At 64.3% G+C, this 16,725-nt stretch carries 15 protein-coding genes and 1 tRNA gene; 7 read left to right on the plus strand and 9 right to left on the minus strand.

Annotated elements, in window-relative coordinates; genetic code table 11:
* Positions 1-28 precede the first annotated feature (28 nt).
* From GAU_RS11800 to GAU_RS11810, 3 genes are read left to right on the plus strand one after another with little or no spacing between them, the layout of a single operon-like run.
* The gene (locus tag GAU_RS11800; RefSeq protein ID WP_041265493.1) at positions 29-346 is read left to right on the plus strand and encodes a hypothetical protein; all 318 of its coding nucleotides are present in this window, start codon (positions 29-31) and stop codon (positions 344-346) included.
* Positions 346-591, plus strand: a complete 246-nt coding sequence (locus tag GAU_RS11805) for a hypothetical protein (protein ID WP_012683780.1) — start codon at positions 346-348, stop codon at positions 589-591. Before GAU_RS11800 ends, GAU_RS11805 begins: the two co-directional genes overlap by 1 nt.
* On the plus strand, positions 591-1,682 hold the full coding sequence (locus GAU_RS11810; protein ID WP_012683781.1) for a tyrosine-type recombinase/integrase: 1,092 nt from the start codon (positions 591-593) through the stop codon (positions 1,680-1,682). Before GAU_RS11805 ends, GAU_RS11810 begins: the two co-directional genes overlap by 1 nt.
* A 55-nt stretch (positions 1,683-1,737) precedes the next feature.
* Here the strand turns inward: GAU_RS11810 and GAU_RS11815 are convergent.
* The 5 genes from GAU_RS11815 to rplS all read right to left on the minus strand — a co-directional run bounded on the left by GAU_RS11815 (position 1,738) and on the right by rplS (position 4,857).
* A tRNA-Lys gene (locus tag GAU_RS11815) sits at positions 1,738-1,810 on the minus strand.
* Positions 1,811-1,992: 182 nt separating this feature from the next.
* Positions 1,993-2,661 (minus strand): OmpA family protein, encoded by a 669-nt coding sequence (locus GAU_RS11820; RefSeq protein ID WP_052574399.1) that lies wholly within the window; start codon positions 2,659-2,661, stop codon positions 1,993-1,995.
* Positions 2,662-2,939: 278 nt separating this feature from the next.
* Positions 2,940-3,785, minus strand: a complete 846-nt coding sequence (locus GAU_RS11825) for an SDR family oxidoreductase (RefSeq protein WP_012683783.1) — start codon at positions 3,783-3,785, stop codon at positions 2,940-2,942.
* Complete coding sequence (locus GAU_RS11830; RefSeq protein WP_015894106.1) at positions 3,778-4,464, minus strand: ribonuclease HII; 687 nt, start codon at positions 4,462-4,464, stop codon at positions 3,778-3,780. The genes GAU_RS11825 and GAU_RS11830 overlap by 8 nt, the downstream gene beginning before the upstream one ends.
* Before the next feature lie 36 nt (positions 4,465-4,500).
* Entirely contained in the window at positions 4,501-4,857 is a 357-nt protein-coding gene (rplS, locus tag GAU_RS11835; RefSeq protein WP_015894107.1) for a 50S ribosomal protein L19, read from the minus strand.
* 333 nt (positions 4,858-5,190) lie between these two features.
* Here rplS and GAU_RS11840 point away from each other — a divergent pair, with 333 nt between their 5' ends.
* Positions 5,191-7,260: a prolyl oligopeptidase family serine peptidase gene (locus GAU_RS11840; protein ID WP_015894108.1), complete on the plus strand. Its 2,070-nt coding sequence runs from the start codon at positions 5,191-5,193 to the stop codon at positions 7,258-7,260.
* Positions 7,261-7,549: 289 nt separating this feature from the next.
* Here GAU_RS11840 and GAU_RS11845 read toward each other — a convergent pair whose 3' ends face one another.
* The 3 genes from GAU_RS11845 to GAU_RS11855 form a co-directional block, all read right to left on the minus strand.
* Positions 7,550-7,915, minus strand: a complete 366-nt coding sequence (locus tag GAU_RS11845; protein ID WP_041265494.1) for a GxxExxY protein — start codon at positions 7,913-7,915, stop codon at positions 7,550-7,552.
* A gap of 76 nt (positions 7,916-7,991) precedes the next feature.
* Positions 7,992-9,962, minus strand: coding sequence for a DUF885 family protein (locus tag GAU_RS11850; protein WP_015894110.1), 1,971 nt, complete (start codon positions 9,960-9,962; stop codon positions 7,992-7,994).
* Between the two features lie 95 nt (positions 9,963-10,057).
* Positions 10,058-11,956 (minus strand): ATP-binding cassette domain-containing protein, encoded by a 1,899-nt coding sequence (locus GAU_RS11855; RefSeq protein ID WP_015894111.1) that lies wholly within the window; start codon positions 11,954-11,956, stop codon positions 10,058-10,060.
* A gap of 101 nt (positions 11,957-12,057) precedes the next feature.
* Between GAU_RS11855 and GAU_RS11860 the strand changes: the two genes are divergently transcribed.
* Together GAU_RS11860 and GAU_RS11865 are read left to right on the plus strand one after the other, a co-directional pair.
* Positions 12,058-12,531, plus strand: coding sequence for a thiol-disulfide oxidoreductase DCC family protein (locus GAU_RS11860; protein WP_015894112.1), 474 nt, complete (start codon positions 12,058-12,060; stop codon positions 12,529-12,531).
* 16 nt (positions 12,532-12,547) lie between these two features.
* On the plus strand, positions 12,548-14,056 hold the full coding sequence (locus tag GAU_RS11865) for an amidase (RefSeq protein ID WP_015894113.1): 1,509 nt from the start codon (positions 12,548-12,550) through the stop codon (positions 14,054-14,056).
* A gap of 12 nt (positions 14,057-14,068) precedes the next feature.
* Here GAU_RS11865 and GAU_RS11870 read toward each other — a convergent pair whose 3' ends face one another.
* Positions 14,069-15,322 (minus strand): M20/M25/M40 family metallo-hydrolase, encoded by a 1,254-nt coding sequence (locus tag GAU_RS11870; protein WP_015894114.1) that lies wholly within the window; start codon positions 15,320-15,322, stop codon positions 14,069-14,071.
* A gap of 203 nt (positions 15,323-15,525) precedes the next feature.
* Between GAU_RS11870 and GAU_RS11875 the strand changes: the two genes are divergently transcribed.
* Positions 15,526-16,674, plus strand: a complete 1,149-nt coding sequence (locus tag GAU_RS11875; protein WP_041265495.1) for a DUF4097 family beta strand repeat-containing protein — start codon at positions 15,526-15,528, stop codon at positions 16,672-16,674.
* Positions 16,675-16,725: the final 51 nt, after the last annotated feature.

A 16,725-nucleotide genomic window follows, 5' to 3' on the forward strand; every position in this document is an offset into this window, starting at 1 on the left:
TGCTGTGGCATGCCCACGGGAGGCCATCGTGGCCACGCCTGACGAGATCGAACGCGAGCTCGAGGAGTGCCGACTCGATGCGAATTGGGCCGCGTTGGTGGAGGTCATGCGCGCCAAGCACGGCTCCGAGTATTCCTCGGCGCGTGTAGCGGCGGCGTTTGACGCGTACATCCAGCACAGTCCCCGCGACTGCGGGCTGTGCGGCGAGCCCATCACCCAGGGCATCGACCATCAGCTCTGGATTGCCACCCGCGTGCAGGAGGGCGAGACGTTGGCCTGCCGCCCGGAGACGTGGTGCCCCGGCTGCGCGCGCCTGATCAGCATCAGCCCACCGAGGATTCACTGATGGCACGGGCTCTGGTGCTGAATCCCTCCACCGAAGTGGCGTCCATGCGACCACCCAAAGGGCGGCCACGGACCGCCGAGGAAATCGTGCAGCGCCATTTCACGACGGAGGATGGCGCGCCGTTTCGCACGCGCGAATGGGTGCTGCGCAACGTGCGGCCGCGCCACAAGCTCGGGCGCACCTGCGTGATCTTCTACGACGCCGATGTCGAGTCGTTCATCGCGACGCGACGCGAGGAACGGTAGTGCCGCGCATTCGCCATAACCTCAAGCGCCTCGGCCTCGGGCTGCTGCAGATCGAATCCCACGCCAGCACCAAGCGGGTGCATGATCGGCGCGTGGCCCTCATCGGCAGCTTGATCGCGGAATCGCAGACGGATGTCCTGCGCGCGCTCCAGGAGCGCATCATCACCATCGAGCAGCTCGATCACTACGCGCGGGAAAACCCCGAGCTCGGACAGCGCGCACTCCTCGGTTACGTCCGCTTGGTGGCACCGCTCGATGCCACCATCGACAACACCTTGCCGTTGATGGGCAAAGGCTTCACCCAGAAGCGGTACGGGGTCTCTGCACACGCCTTGTTGAACGCGCTGCTGGAGCAGTGCGAGGATCCCGAGGCCTTGCAGGTGGCCAGCCTGCGCACCGTCGACTGGGAAGATCTCAAGGCGGCATGGCTCGACGAGCGCTCGCCGTCTGACTGGATGCACATGCGGCGTTTCCTCAGTCGGTTCCTGACCATCCTGCTCGGTGGCAAGACGCACCCGATGCGCTTGGAGATCATGGCGCGCGTGCCCTACGCCAAAGAAAATGAGCGCGTACCGGATCTGAGTCCCGACCAGTTTCTGGCCCTCGTCGAAGAGCTACGGGAGGACCTACGGCCAGCAGCCTGGACGATCGTGCTCACAGGCATGCGCGCGAAAGAGTACCTCGCGTGCGACGAAAGCAATCTGTTGCCCGCCACGTACAGTGTTCGCATCCCAGGCACCAAAACCGACGACGCCAGCGGCATCGTGCAGGTCCCGGCCGAATACTGGGCATGGATCGAAGCGGGCGTCCCATCGCGCCTCCGCTACAAGTGGCTGCGCATTCAGTTCATGCGCGCCGCAAACGCCATCAAAAAACCGGACGTCACGCTCCACAGCCTGCGTCACTGCTACGGGCAATGGGCGGCAGACGGGAACGTCCCAGAAGCCCGTATCCAACGCGGCCTGCGCCACACCAATCCCCGCATGACACGCCGCTACACCGCGAGCCAAGAAACCGGTGCGGTTTCAGAGGCCGTGGGACGGGCACTCACCAAGGCCGCAACGGCCCGCAACAACAAGGAATCCGCATGAGGCTCCATGCAGTGGGGTGTCAATTTCGCGTCAGTGAGGAGGCTCCGCTTCACCGTGACCGGGGTGGGGATCGAACCCACGACCTACGGATTAAAAGTCCGCTGCTCTACCGACTGAGCTACCCGGTCGTACGGCAAGCGGAATCTGCTCACATGCGCCGTGGAAGGATCACCGGTTTACGAGTGGGGGTCAACTGGGGGCAGACAACACGAACGGCGCGAGAGCAAAGCTCCCGCGCCGTTCGCCTCACCCACCGTCTCGACCAGCACCGGTGCGCCATGCGCGGTGGTGCCGGTCGATGGACGACGGGTTACTCCGGCGACGTGATCGCCGCGACCGTGGCCGTCGTGCCGCCCGACGATTCGATGACAAACGTCACCCGGCGATTCAGCTCCGCGCCCGACTCGTCACCCTTGGCACCCGGCCGCACCAGACGCGCCTTGCCATATCCCACCGTGCGGAGGGCCGCGCCATCCATGCCCTTGGTCACGAGGAAGTCGCGCACCGCATCGGCCCGTTCGCGCGAGAGGCGCAGGTTGTACGCCGCACTACCGGCCGGATCCGAGAACCCTTCCACGGTGATCGTCGCGCCCGGATAGTGCGACTGGGCCACCTGGGCGAACTTCTCGAGCGCGGCCTGATCTTCCTGACGCACCGCTGCGTCGTCAAAACCGAAGTGCACCGGCATCGCAAACTTCACCGCGCCTTCGAGGGCCGTGATCTTGGCGCCGTATTCCGTGCGCAGCGTCTGGAGGTCCGTACGCAGAGCGTTCAGGTCGGTGCGGAGGCTGTCCACGCTGCCGCGCACACCACGCACATCGTTCTGCAGTGCGTTGTCGGCGGTCGTCCGCTCCGTGCGCTCCGTGGAGAGCGCCACCCGCTGCTCTTCGAGACCACGACGGACGAAGCCCTTCGTGGCACAGGCGCTCAACGTGGTGGCCGCGAGCACCGCTGTGGCTGCAAACTTGACGTATCGCATGGGTGATCTCCTCTGTTTCGTGTAGGCCTGCACACCAGCTTTACTCGGTGTGATCGGGGTTGGCGTCCGGCGTTGAGCGCGCCGACGTGCGCGCTGCGTTGGGTGCCAACCACAGGCTGAAAGTGCTCACGAACAGAGGGCAGCGAAGTGCTTCATATCACGAATTCCGTCCCATTTTCCATCGTCCGTGATAACAATCACCCGGAAAGGGGGGATTTTTTCGTTTTTGGGCGAAAACATGACGCACGCGTCGCGTCATGGGCCGTGTTCGGGGCTTTTCAGGGGCCCTGACGGCCGCCTTTGGAGAGCCATTCGCCGCCGTCCACCACAAAGATCGCGCCCGTGATCCAGTCGCCGGCGGGTGACGCCAGGAAGGCCACCATATTGGCGATATCGCGTGGCGTGCCCCATCGCCCGAGGGGAATCCCGGTCCGCGCATACTCCGCCATCTTCTCTTCGGCCGCCGCAAACAGATCCGGCACGCCACTCTCGGCGGGTGGCGTGAACGCCTTCTTGACGCCCTCGGTGGGAATGGGGCCCGGGGCAATGGCATTCATCCGAATGCGCTCCGGCGCCCACTCCACGGCCAGCGTGCGGGTCAGCGCATCCACACCGGCTTTGGCAGCCGTCGCATGGGCCATCAGTGGCCAGCCGCGGTAATGCAGCGTCATCGACGTGCTGATGATGCGACCGCCGCCCTGCCCGGCCATGACGGGATACACGGCCTGCGAGCAGTGAAAGGTGCCGTACAGGTCGATCTCCACCACGCTCTTCCAGGCATTCGGCGAGAGCGTCGCACTGGGCGCATAAAAATTGCCGGCGGCGTTGTTCACCAGCACATCGATGCGACCGAGTCGCTGCGCGATGTCCTGCACCACCTGCTTCACCTGGTCGGCATTCCGCACATCGAGCGTCACGGCGCTGGCCGACTGGCCGCGCGCCACGATGCCCTGCACCGCACGCTCCACGTTGTCGGCTTTGCGGCTCGCAATGACCACATGCGCTCCGAGCTCGGCCAACAGTTCGGAGATTCCGAGTCCGATCCCGGTCCCACCTCCGGTCACGAGTGCAACCTGGCCATTGAGCAGGCCGGGACGAAACACGGACGCGAGCGACTCAATCATCGGACAGTTCCGGAAGGAGGAGGAGTTCATCGCCGTGCGGCGCAACTGGGTCGAGGGCCAGCGATGTCTGCACGTTGAGACAGAAGCTCCGGCGATGGTGTGCCGTCAAACCATGCTGACTGATGCCATCACGATGCTGCGTGGTGCCATACCCCGCGTTGCGTTCCCAGGCATAGTGCCCATGGCGCTGCGCGAGGGCCGTCATCAGCCGATCGCGGGTCACTTTGGCCACGATCGATGCGCAGGCAATGCCATAACACTTGGCATCGCCCTTCACGACCGCCGTATGCACAACGCCCAGGGTGCGCAGCGGCTTGCCGTCCACCACCACATGATGAGGCTCCGCGCCGAGTCGCTGCGGAATGCGCGCCAGCGCCCGCTGCATAGCCAGCACGGTGGCGTGGTAGATGTTGAGGCGATCCACTTCCCGTGCGCTGGCGGCGCCCAGTGACAGCGCCAGGGCGTGGTCGCGGATCCGCGCGGCGAGCGTCACCCGCGTGCGATGATCGAGGCGCTTGGAATCGTCCACCCCGGCGATGGCCCGCCGATCGGCCGGCATGACAATGGCACATGCGACGACGGGGCCCGCGAGCGGGCCCCGTCCGACTTCATCCACCCCGACAAGGAGTGAACCGTATTGTGCACGCAGCGTGCGCTCGATCGGGCTCCAGCGCGCCATGGCGCAGCCGTTGACTCGACGAAACGCGACGGCGTCTTACTTCGCGGGGCGAATGACCTTGCGTTCCTTGATGCGGGCCGCCTTGCCCGTCACGTCACGCAGGTAGTACAGCTTCGCGCGGCGCACGGCACCACGACGCACCACCACGATATCGGCCAGCATCGGGCTGTGCACCGGGAAGATGCGCTCCACGCCGATACCATTCGACACCTTACGCACCGTGAACGACTCGCTCACACCGGCGCCACGGCGCGCGATGCAGACACCTTCGAAGGCCTGGACGCGTTCCTTGTCGCCTTCCTTCACGCGAACACTGACACGCACCGTGTCGCCGGGCCGGAACGGCGCCACTTCCTTCATCCACTCCTTCTGGGTCTCGATAAACGGATGCATCGTACACTCCAGGGCGCCAACACAGCGGCCCGTTCAGGTCCTTCGGATTCGAGGTGTCCCGGGCACGCACCACGCGCACCTGGGAGGACTTCGTCGCGAGAGGCCGTCGACGCGGCGCCCGGAAGCGAATTCTTCCGAACCGAACAATCGTGGCATCGCCTCCGGACCGATCCGCCTCACGAACCCTCGTGACCACGGTCAACCCGGGACTGGAACGCCCCCGTTTCCGGGAGAGCTTTGGAACTTAAAAGTGATTGACGCCCACGCGCTAGGGGGCGGTAGCCCAAGGTCCTACGCCCGGTTTTCAATGGCCCCCATTTATGCTTCCGACCTATGTCAATCCGCCCAGAATACCCCGCCACGCGAAAAGACGATTCTGTCGATGTCTATCATGGCACCTCCGTCGCGGATCCGTTCCGCTGGCTGGAGGACGATCGGTCGGCCGAAACGGCGGCCTGGGTGGGTGCACAGAATGCGGTCACGTCCTCCTACCTGCAGGGGATCCCGTTCCGCAATGCGTTGCGGGACCGGATGACCTCCTTGGTGGACTACCCTCGCAGTTCGGCCCCCGAACGACGCGGTCCATGGCTGCTGTTCGCCCGTAATGAGGGACTTCAGAACCAGCCCGTCTACTACCTGCAGGCCGGTGAGGAAGGGACGGCCGAGGTCCTGATCGACCCGAATACCCTGTCGGACGACGGGACCACCCGCGTGGCGGGCCTCACGTTCGATGGTCAGGCTCGCTACATCGCCTACATGATCAGTCATGCCGGCTCGGATTGGCAGCAGATCCAGGTGCTCGATCTCGCCACCCGCACCGCACTTCCTGATACCATCGACTGGGTGAAAGTGTCGGCGATCGCCTGGCAGGGCGACGGTTTTTATTACAGCCGATACCCGGAGCCGGCTGCGGAAGACGGGGTCTTTTCGTCCAAGAACGAGGATCACCAGGTCTACTACCATGCCCTGGGCACGAGCCAGGCGGACGACCGGCTGATCTATCACGACGCCGAACACCCGCAGCGTTTTCACGTACTGGGGACCACCGAGGACGAACGGTTTGCCGTGCTCGAGATCAGTGACCGCGGCCAGGGCAAGGATGGCAATGCGGTGCTGGTGCAGGACGCGCGGCACCCTGAGTTGGGATGGCTGCCGATCTGGACGGATTTCGACGATCAGCTCCGGGTGCTCGACAACGATGGGGATGCGTTGTTGATCCTCACCAATCGTGGAGCCCCCAACCAGCGGGTGGTGCGCGTGGATCCGCATCATCCGTCGGAAGACCAGTGGCAGGTGATCATCGCGGAGCGAGACGAGCCGCTGGAGTCGGTGCACACGGCCGGTGGACGCCTGTTCACGCTGCACCTGCGTGATGTCACGTCACGCGTGGCGATGCACACCTACAGTGGCACCCACATCCGCGACGTCGACCTGCCCGGATTGGGAACGGCCATCGGCTTCGATGGCGAACGCGAGACGCAGACGGTGTTCTACACCTTCACCTCGTTCACCGCGCCGGCGACCGTATACAAGTACGATCTCGCGAGCGGGGTGAGTTCGGTCTACCGCGCTGTGACCCTGCCGTTCGACCCTTCGCAATTCGAAACCCGTCAGGTCTTTGTCACGAGCAAGGATGGCACGCGGGTTCCCGCGTTCATCGTGGCGCGAAAGGGGTTGGTGCTCGACGGGAACAACCCGACGCTGATGTACGGATACGGTGGCTTCAACGTCTCGCTGCCCCCGGCCTTCAGCGCGCTGCGGGTGGCGTTTCTCGAGCAGGGTGGCGTGTTCGTACAGGCCAACCTGCGTGGTGGTGGCGAGTATGGCGAGGCCTGGCACCAGGCGGGCATGAAGGAACACAAGCAGAACGTGTTCGATGACTTTGTCGCCGTGGCGGAGTGGCTGATCGCCAACCGATACACGCGCAGCGAGCGCCTGGCGATACAGGGCGGTTCGAACGGCGGGTTGCTTGTCGGCGCGGTGATGACACAGCGTCCGGAGCTCGCGGCCGTGGCGCTGCCGGCGGTGGGCGTGATGGACATGCTGCGCTTCCATACGTTCACGATCGGCTGGAACTGGATTGCCGACTACGGCTCGAGTGCAGACCCTGATGCGTTCCGCTACCTGTACGCCTACTCGCCCCTACACAATTTGCGCGATGGCGTGCGGTATCCGGCCACATTGATCACAACGGCCGATCACGACGACCGCGTGGTACCCGCACACTCCTTCAAGTTTGCGGCACGTCTGCAGGAGGCCCACCGAGGTGATGCGCCGGTGCTCATCCGCATCGAGACCCAGTCTGGCCACGGCAGCTCGTCGCTCGGCAAGCAGATCGAGGAGACGGCCGACGTGTATGCGTTCGTGTTCGATCAGATGGGAGTGACGCCGGTGTTCCGCTGAGCCGGGAAGGCACGCTTCGAGTCGGATTGGTGGCGGAGGCGAGGTTCAGGGGCGCCCCTACGGGGCGCGATACCTGCAGGATCAACGGCCGGATACCTGCAAGATTGCATTGGTGATTGCCACAAGTTCACCGCTGTTCAACTCAAAATGTTCTTTGTTGTTGAACAGCGGTTTCTGACCGGCGCCGAGGGCATCCTGCTTTTATCCCGCGGTTGATCCTGCAGGTATCGCCGCCGAAGGCGGCCACGCCAGGCCAGTCACGTTCCCCCACCTGTCCGCAACCGCTCCCTCAGAGCACGATCCGCCGCACCTCCGCCCGATCGCCGAAGTTCAGCAACAGCCCAACCGGCAAATTTGAGATCTTCAGATACCGCGTCAGTTGTTCTCGATGCACCTGAACCAGCCGATCTGCGCACTTGGTCTCCACCAACACCACATCGTTGACGACCAGATCGGCTCGATATCGGCCAATGCACCGAGCTCGGTACCAGACATCGAACGCGCACTCTCGCTGCACGGTCAGTGGGAAACCTTCGAGTTCGATCGCCAATGCTCTTTGATAGAGCACTTCGGTGAGGCCGCGCGGCAGGGTGTTGTACACGACGTAGTACGCATTGATGACGAGACTGGTGATGTCGTCATGTGGCAGGGCCATGAAATGCTCCGGGGACAGGTGCCATATCATTGGCACGCTGTCCCCGCTGACTCTCACCACTTCAACGCCATCGTCATCATTTCACCGGAAATGGCCGAGGCGCTGGCAACTCCTCGGCGAAACGCCATGGTGCCGCGCCGTCGCGGGTGAGCGGTGTTTTGGCCAGGCGCGCACGTACCATGGAAATGGGCATCGGACCACCTTGCAGAATCGCATCATGGAACTGACGATCGGTCATCTTCTTGGACATCACCAGCTCCTTGTACAGCGCACGGAACTGCAGCCCCCCGAGCATATAGGCCGCCTGATAGATCGGCGAATAGCTGCCATTGAACGAGCGTCGCACTTCCGCCTCGGAGTTGGCCCGCTCGAACGGGACCTTGTCGACGAGATACTCGATGCACTGCTCCGGCGTCATCTTGCCGAGATGGAAGCTGAGTGAGAACACGATGCGGGCACTGCGATGCATGCGCCACGCCAATGCGCCGAGCCGGTCTTCCGGGCGCACATGGAAATCGTGATCCCACAGGAACATCTCCCAGTACAGCGCGTTGCCTTCGTTCCAGAACGGCGTGGAGAACATGCGACGATGTGCGTTGTAGCGCGCCGTCATGAACCCCTGGAGGTGATGCCCCGGGTTGAGCTCGTGGAACACCACCGCACGTGAGAAATGCGGATTGTTTCCCTTGAGGCTCATCAACTTCTCTTCTTCCGTCATGTCGTTCGTGGGATACGACACGAGGATGTTCTCGCCACCAAGGAAGAAAGGGCTCACGCGCTGCCGCTCCGGCGACAACATCTCCATGCGCCAGTCCTCGCGCGCGAGCGCCGGGATGGTCACCCAGTCGTGCCGTTCGAAGAAGGCCTCGGCTTCGTTGGCCAGATCGCGAATGAGATCGGGTTGTTTGCCCGGCTCCACATAGGAGTCCTTGATCTTCTCCATCGCCGCCTTCCAGTTGTCACCAAACCCCATCTGGCGTGCGGCCTTCTTGGCCTCCGCCTCACTGAAGGCATACTCTTTTTCGGCGATCGCAATCAGTTCCTCCGCCGAATAGGGGATCATGGCATGGCGCAGATCCATGGCCAGCCCTTCGGTGCCAATCGGGTCACCAATGATCGGCTCGTTGGCACCCGCCGCGTTACGTGCCCCAGCCGCCTGCGCAGCGGCCCCTGCCCCACCCGGTGCCGCAGTCGCGACCGCTGGAGCCGCCGTGGCGACCTGAATCCCCACCAGCCGCTGCCGCACCGTTTGCGCATAACGTCGCAGGGACTCATCGAGGCGCTGCCACGGGTTGCTCACCCACCACGAGAACAGTGGATCGTAGCCGTTGTAGTAGCGATACCAGGTGGTCACCACATTGCGCACCTGATCCACCTCTTCGGCCGCCCGATTTGCCACCGTACGCGACACCCGTGGCGGCGCAGGCCGCGCTGCGCGGGTGGTGGTGTCTCCTGCTGGTCGCGCGGGCACCGGCTCGAGCAACGTCCTCAGGCTGTCCACCTGCTTGGTGATATCGGCCAGCAAACGTGCCGCCTTCTGGCCGTCCATGGTCAGCAACTCACGGCGGTCTTCCTGCAGCTTCAGCAGCGCCGAGGCAAAGGGCAGCAACGCGGCCGTCTCCGCGAGGTCCTTGTCCTCCCGTCCCATGAGGTCGAGCTGGTATCGCAGGTGATTGTCGAGCAACACGTAGTCGACCTTCCCCTCCTGCGACAACTTCCCGAAATCGAGCTCGGTGAGTCGCTGGCGCCATGTTGTGTAAAACACGCGCAACCGATTGCGGCGAGACGGCGAGTCCGGCGTATCGTAGCGACGCTGTAGGGCACCCGCATCTGCCGAGTAGCGGGAAATGATATCGGCCATCTCGCCCGACGTGCTCGTCATGATCGAGGTCAGGGCGGGCACGCTGGCCTTCGGATCAGCGGGGAACACCTGCCGCGTTGTGGCGGGAATTCCTGCGCTTTGTGCCGAACCGACATGCGACCACAGCGTCAATGCTGAAGCCGCAGCAACAATCATCGAATGAGAAACGGCAGTGCGACCACGCATCGTGGCAAGCTCCGGGCACGTGAGGGACCATCAACGTGAAGGCGGTCCATCAGGAAACCCGACGGACCGCCGCAGAACTTGCCTCGCCCGAAGAGTCAGCGCAACGACTCCAGGGCCTCCCACCGCTCCATCATGGCCAACACCGACGCTTCGAGCTCCGCCACTCGCGACTGCAGCGCCACCACGCGGGCGCCGTCTCGCAATACTGTGGGATCCGCGAGGTCACGGTAACACTGATCGCGCTCCACTTCCGCAGCCGTGATGCGATCCGGCAGCGCATCGAGTTCCGCCGCCTCCTTGAACGACAGCTTGCGCTTTTTCTCCTTCGCCGACGGCGCAGTGGCCGGCTGCACCGGCGTGCTCGCCACGCGCGTCGGCGCGGGCACGGCCTCGATCGGCGCAGGACGCTGCCGAAGCCAGTCTGAGTAGCCACCGACATATTCGTTCACGGCCCCTGGTGCATCGAACACCAGCGTGCTGGTCACCACCGCGTCGAGAAACTCACGATCGTGTGAGACCAGCAACACCGTGCCCCCGAAGCCAAGCAGGAGCGACTCGAGCACATCGAGCGTCTCCATGTCGAGATCGTTGGTGGGTTCGTCGAGTACCAGCACATTGAAACGGCGCGTGAACAGCCGCGCGAGCAACAAACGATTGCGCTCACCACCGCTGAGAGCTCGCACCGGGGTGCGGGCTCGCTCGGTGGAGAACAGGAAGTCCTGCAGATATCCGTGCACATGCCGGCGTTCGTTGCCGATGAGCACCCATTCACTGCCATCACCGATGCTGTCGAACACCGACTGTTCGGGATCGAGCTGCTCGCGCAACTGATCGAAGTAGGCAATCTCGAGATTGGTGCCGTGTCGCACCGAACCCGATTGTGGCGCCAGTTCACCCAACAGCAAACGAATGAGCGTGGTCTTGCCGGAGCCATTGGGACCGACGAGCCCCACGCGATCTCCACGCATGATGGTGGTGCTCAGATCATCGACGATGGTCCGATCACCGTGCGCGAAGGTGAGGCCCTGCGTTTCGATGACCAGACGCCCGGAGCGTTCAGCCTCCTGCACCTGCGCCCGCGTGGTGCCCAGACGCTCCCGGCGCACACCACGTTCGACCCGCATTGCTTCCAGCGAACGCACGCGACCTTCATTGCGCGTCCGACGAGCCTGGATGCCGGTGCGAATCCACACCTCCTCCTGTGCCAACCGACGGTCGAAATCCTCCCAGGCTTTCGACTCCGCGTGCAGCATCGCGTCCTTGCGCTCGAGATAGGTCTCGTAGCTGTTGCCGAAGTCCACGAGCTGGCCGCGGTCGAGTTCCACCACGCGCGTGGCCACCCGCCGCAAAAACGCGCGATCGTGCGTGACAAAAACGAGCGTGATACCCTGGGCAATGAGGAACTCCTCCATCCACTCGATCGCATCGATATCGAGGTGGTTGGTGGGCTCATCCAGCAGCAGCACATCGGGCGCACTGACCAGGGCACGCGCCAGCAGGGTCTGACGTGTGCGTCCACCCGATGCCTGCTCGATCAACGCATCGGCATCGAGCGCCAGGTGCTGCAGCACGGTCTCCACGCGACGGTGCAACTGCCACCCATCGGCCGCATCGATCTGGCGGTGACGCCGATCGAGCTCCGCCAGCGCCGCCTCCGAGTGATCAGTGCTCAGGCGCTGCGACGCCTCGTGGTACGCCGTCAGCAGTCGCCCGCGTTCGCCGAGGCCGGACGCCACGATGTCGAAGATGGAGCCCGTCAGCGTGCGTGGCACATCCTGCTCGAGGCGCGCCACCGTGACCCCACCCTGTCGTACGACGATGCCCTGATCGGCCGTGAGGGTACCATCGAGCACCTGCATGAACGTGCTCTTTCCCGCGCCGTTGCGGCCCAACAGACAGACACGCTCTCCACGCTCGATGGCAAAATTCGCCCCATCGAGCACTGCCGGCCCGCCGAATGCGACGGTCACCTCTTGCAGCGAAATCAGCGCCATCCGTCCCCTGTCCATCTCATCATGGGGCGCAAGCTCGCCCGTGCCATCGCTCCACGCAACGCCTTGACCGGACGCCCGGGTCCAGCCCCTATACTTCTCCAATGGCCGGCATTGTCCCCTTCCCCGACCCAGCGGTCGCCCCGCAGGCGGCGCTCGCGCCGGTGCTGCTCTACGACGGGGAATGTGGTGTCTGCGCCGAATCGGTGCAGTTTGTGCTGGCGCATGAACGCCCCTCGGGCAGGGCCGGTCGCCCGCCGCTGCACTTTGCGCCGTTGCAGGGCACGTTCGGACGGACCACACAGGCCGCAGTGACCGCGCTGCAGGGTGTCGACTCCGTGGTGTGGGTGCAACCGCAGCGTTCAGGCCCGGCACACATGTTGGTGAAGAGCGATGCCGTGCTGGCGGTGCTGCACTACCTCGGCGGTGTCTGGTCTGTCCTCGGTGTCCTGGGCCGTGGTCTGCCTCGCCGCTGGCGCGATGCCCTCTACGACGCCGTGGCGCGCCGACGTCTCGGACTGCGTGCGCCGCGTTGCCTGCTGCCCTTCGTTGTCGGCCCCTCGCGATTTCTCGATTGACGGAGCAGCATTCCGCATGGCCCTGCCGATTCCCGAATACGATGCGCTCGACGGTCTGGCGCTCGCCGATCTCATTGCCCGCCGTGAACTCTCTGCAGCGGAGGTGACGGAGGCCGCACTGGCCCGCATCGCGTTGCGAAATCCGGCACTGAATGCCGTAGTGCGACCGCTGGATACGCTGGCTCGGCAGATGGTCGCCAACGTGCCCAGCGATGCGCCGTTCGCGGGCGTCCCGATGTTGATCAAAGACCTGCTGGCGACGATTGCCGGGGTGCCAACAAGCTCCGGCACGCGCGTACTGCAGCAGGTCATCCCACCATCCGATACCGAACTCGTGGCGCGCTACCGTCGTGCTGGCGCGGTGTTCGTGGGAAAGACCAACACGCCGGAGTTTGGCCTCACACCGTTCACGGAAAGTGAAGCCCTCGGCCCCGCACGGAGTCCTTGGAATGTGGAGCGTACGCCAGGTGGATCGAGTGGCGGGTCCGGTGCGGCGGTCGCCGCCCGCATGGTGCCCATTGCCCATGGTGGTGACGGCGGCGGTTCGCTGCGCATTCCCGCCTCGTGCAATGGCGTGTTCTCGATCAAACCCTCGCGCGGCCGACTACCCATGGGCCCCGACATCGGTGACTCGTGGCGTGGGTTCGTGCAGGAGCATGTCATCACCCGGTCGGTGCGTGACAGTGCGGCCATGCTCGATGCCACCATGGGTGAAGACGTGGGCACACCGGTAGCCATGCCCACATTCAACGGCCGCTATCTCGACGAAGTCTCGCGGGATCCCGGCCCGCTGAGCATCGCGGTCACGTCCACGCCATTCTTTGGCGACGTGGTGCATCCGGATTGTGATGCCGCACTCACCGATGCCGAATCGTTGCTGTCGGGACTCGGTCATGACGTTGAGCGCGCCGCTCCTGTTCTGGACGGCCGCACACTCGCCCGCGACTTTCTCACGATCGTGGCCGCGGAAGCGCGAGCCGATATCGAATGGCTTGGCGACCAACTGCGCCGTGCTCCGCGATCGGACGATGTGGAAGTGGCGACGTGGGCGTTGGGGCTGGTCGGACGCAGCTTCAGTGCCTCCGACTACGCCGTCAGCGTGCGACGCCTGCAGCACGCCGGGCGCATCGTGGGCGCATTCTTCACGCGCTACGATCTGCTGATCACGCCCACCGTGGCGATGCCGCCGTTCCCGATCGGAGCGCTGCAGCCCAGCGGGGCCGAACGATTTGCGCTGGCGCTGTTTGGCCGTATGCGACTCGGTGGTGCCCTGCGCATGGCCGGCCTGCTCGACGAAACGGCGAAGAAGGTGTTCGCCTTCATGCCGTACACGCCGTTGTTCAACGTGACGGGGCAACCGGCCATGTCCGTGCCACTGTACTGGAATGCCGAGGGACTGCCCATCGGCACGCAGGTGGTGGGTCGTTTTGGTGAGGAGGCCACACTCTTCCGCGTGGCCGGACAACTGGAACAGGCACGCCCGTGGGCCACGCGCGTGCCGCCGATGGTGACGGACACGCGCTGACCCGATTGCGTTCTACTTCTTCACCGTCGCACCAACGAGCTTCGCCACCGCACCCAGTGTCGTCTGCGCCGCATTGAGACCAAGACGGAAATCGGCGTCACTAAAGGTGATGAACAGGTCCGTGGGCTGATGCCAGTGCGGATCCCACCCACTGCCCACCTGCGTTCCGCGTTCGTTCTCTCGCAGGCTCACCGACGCGATGAGATCCTGGAACGGTCCAGAATCGGTGTTCGTCATGTGCGGCCCCACCTGCGCGGGGTGATCGGTCGCATACTTCGCATTGGCGCCGTGCAGCAACCACGCGAGCTCTGCCGACTTCGCGGCCATCTTCGAGTTGGACTGGAACTCGATGTTCACATCCGCTTCGGGACGCTGATCCTTCGGGATGCTGCCATCGGCCTTGGGCATGCCATGATCGAACATCATCATGTCGTGCTGGATCATGCCAAGCCACTTCGGTTCCGGGTACTTGCCGGATCCCTTTGGTTCTTCGATGCCCTGCAGCTTGGCCCGTTGGTCCACGTATGCGCGCGCACCATTGAGTCCGGTCTCTTCATTGTTCCACAGGACAAAACGCACGGAGCGTTCGGTCTGCACTCGGGGATCGGCAAAGATGCGCGCAAGCTCCATGACAATCGCCGAGCCCGACGCATCATCGTTGGCGGCTTCGCCCCAACCGATACCATCCATGTGTCCGCCGACGATGTACATCTCGTCGGGACGGGTGGTGCCCACCTTCGTGCAATACACTTCCTGACGCATCCCCGGCGTGCTCGGCTCGGCATTCAGGGCGCGTAGACGTGGATCGGTCTGACGAAGCGAGTCGTTGTTCACGCCCGTCCGAGTGCGGATGCCGCGAGCGCGACCACCACCAGCCGCGACAGGATTGGCCGGTGGCCGATTGGCCGGTGCGCCGGCCGCAGCAGCCGGTCGCGGGGTCGGCGCGGGTGGATTGTACTCGTAGGTGATACGCTCGGTGTTGGTGCAGCCGTAGCTCTTGAGCTGTGCCTCGATCCAATCCACGGCGTCGCGGTTGCGCTTGGTGCCCTGGCGGCGGTCACCGAATTGCGTGAGTCCCTTGATGGTGGCCTTGTAGCGCCCGAGTTCGAGCTGCGACACCATCAGCGCCACGGGATCCGTGGAGTCGATGACGGCTGGCGTGGCCGGCAACACCACGCCTTGCGCGCCCGCCGATGAAGGCAACAGGGGCGCCAGCCATACGGCGGCGACCGGCGCGATGGAAGCACAGAAGCGGCGAGAGAGCATGGTCGGGGAGGAGGGAAGCGTCGTGGGGAGGGAAACACGCCTGGGGCAACGCATGAACGGAATCGGCGGTCCGTTCAAACCCTGCTGACGGAAGGCTCTGTCGAAACGTTGGCAGGACCGCAGCGCCCTGCCCTTCCTCAACTGAAACCTGCCACGGCCGACGCGGTCCTGTCAGGGTGCAATCCACTGCCACTCCCGGTCTCATGCCCCGAATCCTGCCCACCCGCCCCAGCCCCCGCGCCGACATCGGCAGCTCGGCCACGCGGTCCCCGCATTCCACGGCCATGGTCATCGCCGGCACCGTCGCGAGTGCACTGCTGGTGGCGGTGTTCCCCGTCTTCAGTCCGCTGGCCGCACAAACCGAGCGTCAGACATTGAGTGGGAGTCGCGTGGCCCTCTACAATCTCGTGGGTGAGGTCCGTATTGAACGAGGTCGAGGACGCAGCGTGGAGTTCGAGATCACGCGCCGTGGTGCGGATGCACGCCAACTGCGCATCGAAACCGGCGACGTGCGTGGTATCCCCACATTGCGCGTGATCTATCCCGACGATCAGATCGTGTATGATCGTGGTGGTGAACGGTCCTGGGGGTCGACGGATTCACGCATTCGTTCCGACGGCACCTGGGGCGGTGACAACGGATGGCGTGATGGTCGTCGGGTGCGCATCAGTTCGCGGGGCAATGGTCTCGAAGCCTGGGCCGATATTCGTGTGCTCGTGCCGGACGGTCAGAAATTCGACGCGAATCTCCTCGTGGGCGAACTCAAGGCCTACGATGTGGATGCCGACCTCTCACTCGATGCGGCATCGGCGCGCATCACGGCCGAGCGTGTGCAGGGTAACCTGGATATCGACAACGGCTCCGGCAGCATCGTGGTGCGTGATACGCGCGGTACATCGCTGCGACTGGACACCGGCTCGGGCGGTGTGACCTTCGATCGCGTGAAAGCCGATGACTGCTCCATCGATACAGGCTCTGGCAGTGTGACCGGGATCGGTGCGGCCTGCGAGCGGCTCGACATCGATATCGGCTCGGGCGGCGTGCGACTCGCCGAAACGTCCGCCGGATCGATCAGTGTGGACGCCGGCAGTGGCGGTGTCACGCTCGATCTCCGGCAGTCGCCGCGTTCCGTCTCGGTGGAATCGGGCTCCGGATCGGTGACCATCACCGTGCCATCCAACTTCGGCGCCACGGTCGATATCGAAACCGGCAGCGGTGGCATCACCACGGACTTCCCGATCACCACCAACCGCTTCGCGCGGCGCGAGTTGCACGGAACCATCGGCGATGGTCGTGGTCGGCTGCGCGTGGAAACCGGCTCGGGCGGCGTGCGACTGTTGCGGGGCAATTGAACGCCAGTCGCACGCGGAAACGCAGTGTGCGAATGACCAACGGGGCGTGCC

The organism is Gemmatimonas aurantiaca T-27, from assembly GCF_000010305.1.
GTDB classification, from domain to species: Bacteria; Gemmatimonadota; Gemmatimonadetes; order Gemmatimonadales; family Gemmatimonadaceae; genus Gemmatimonas; species Gemmatimonas aurantiaca.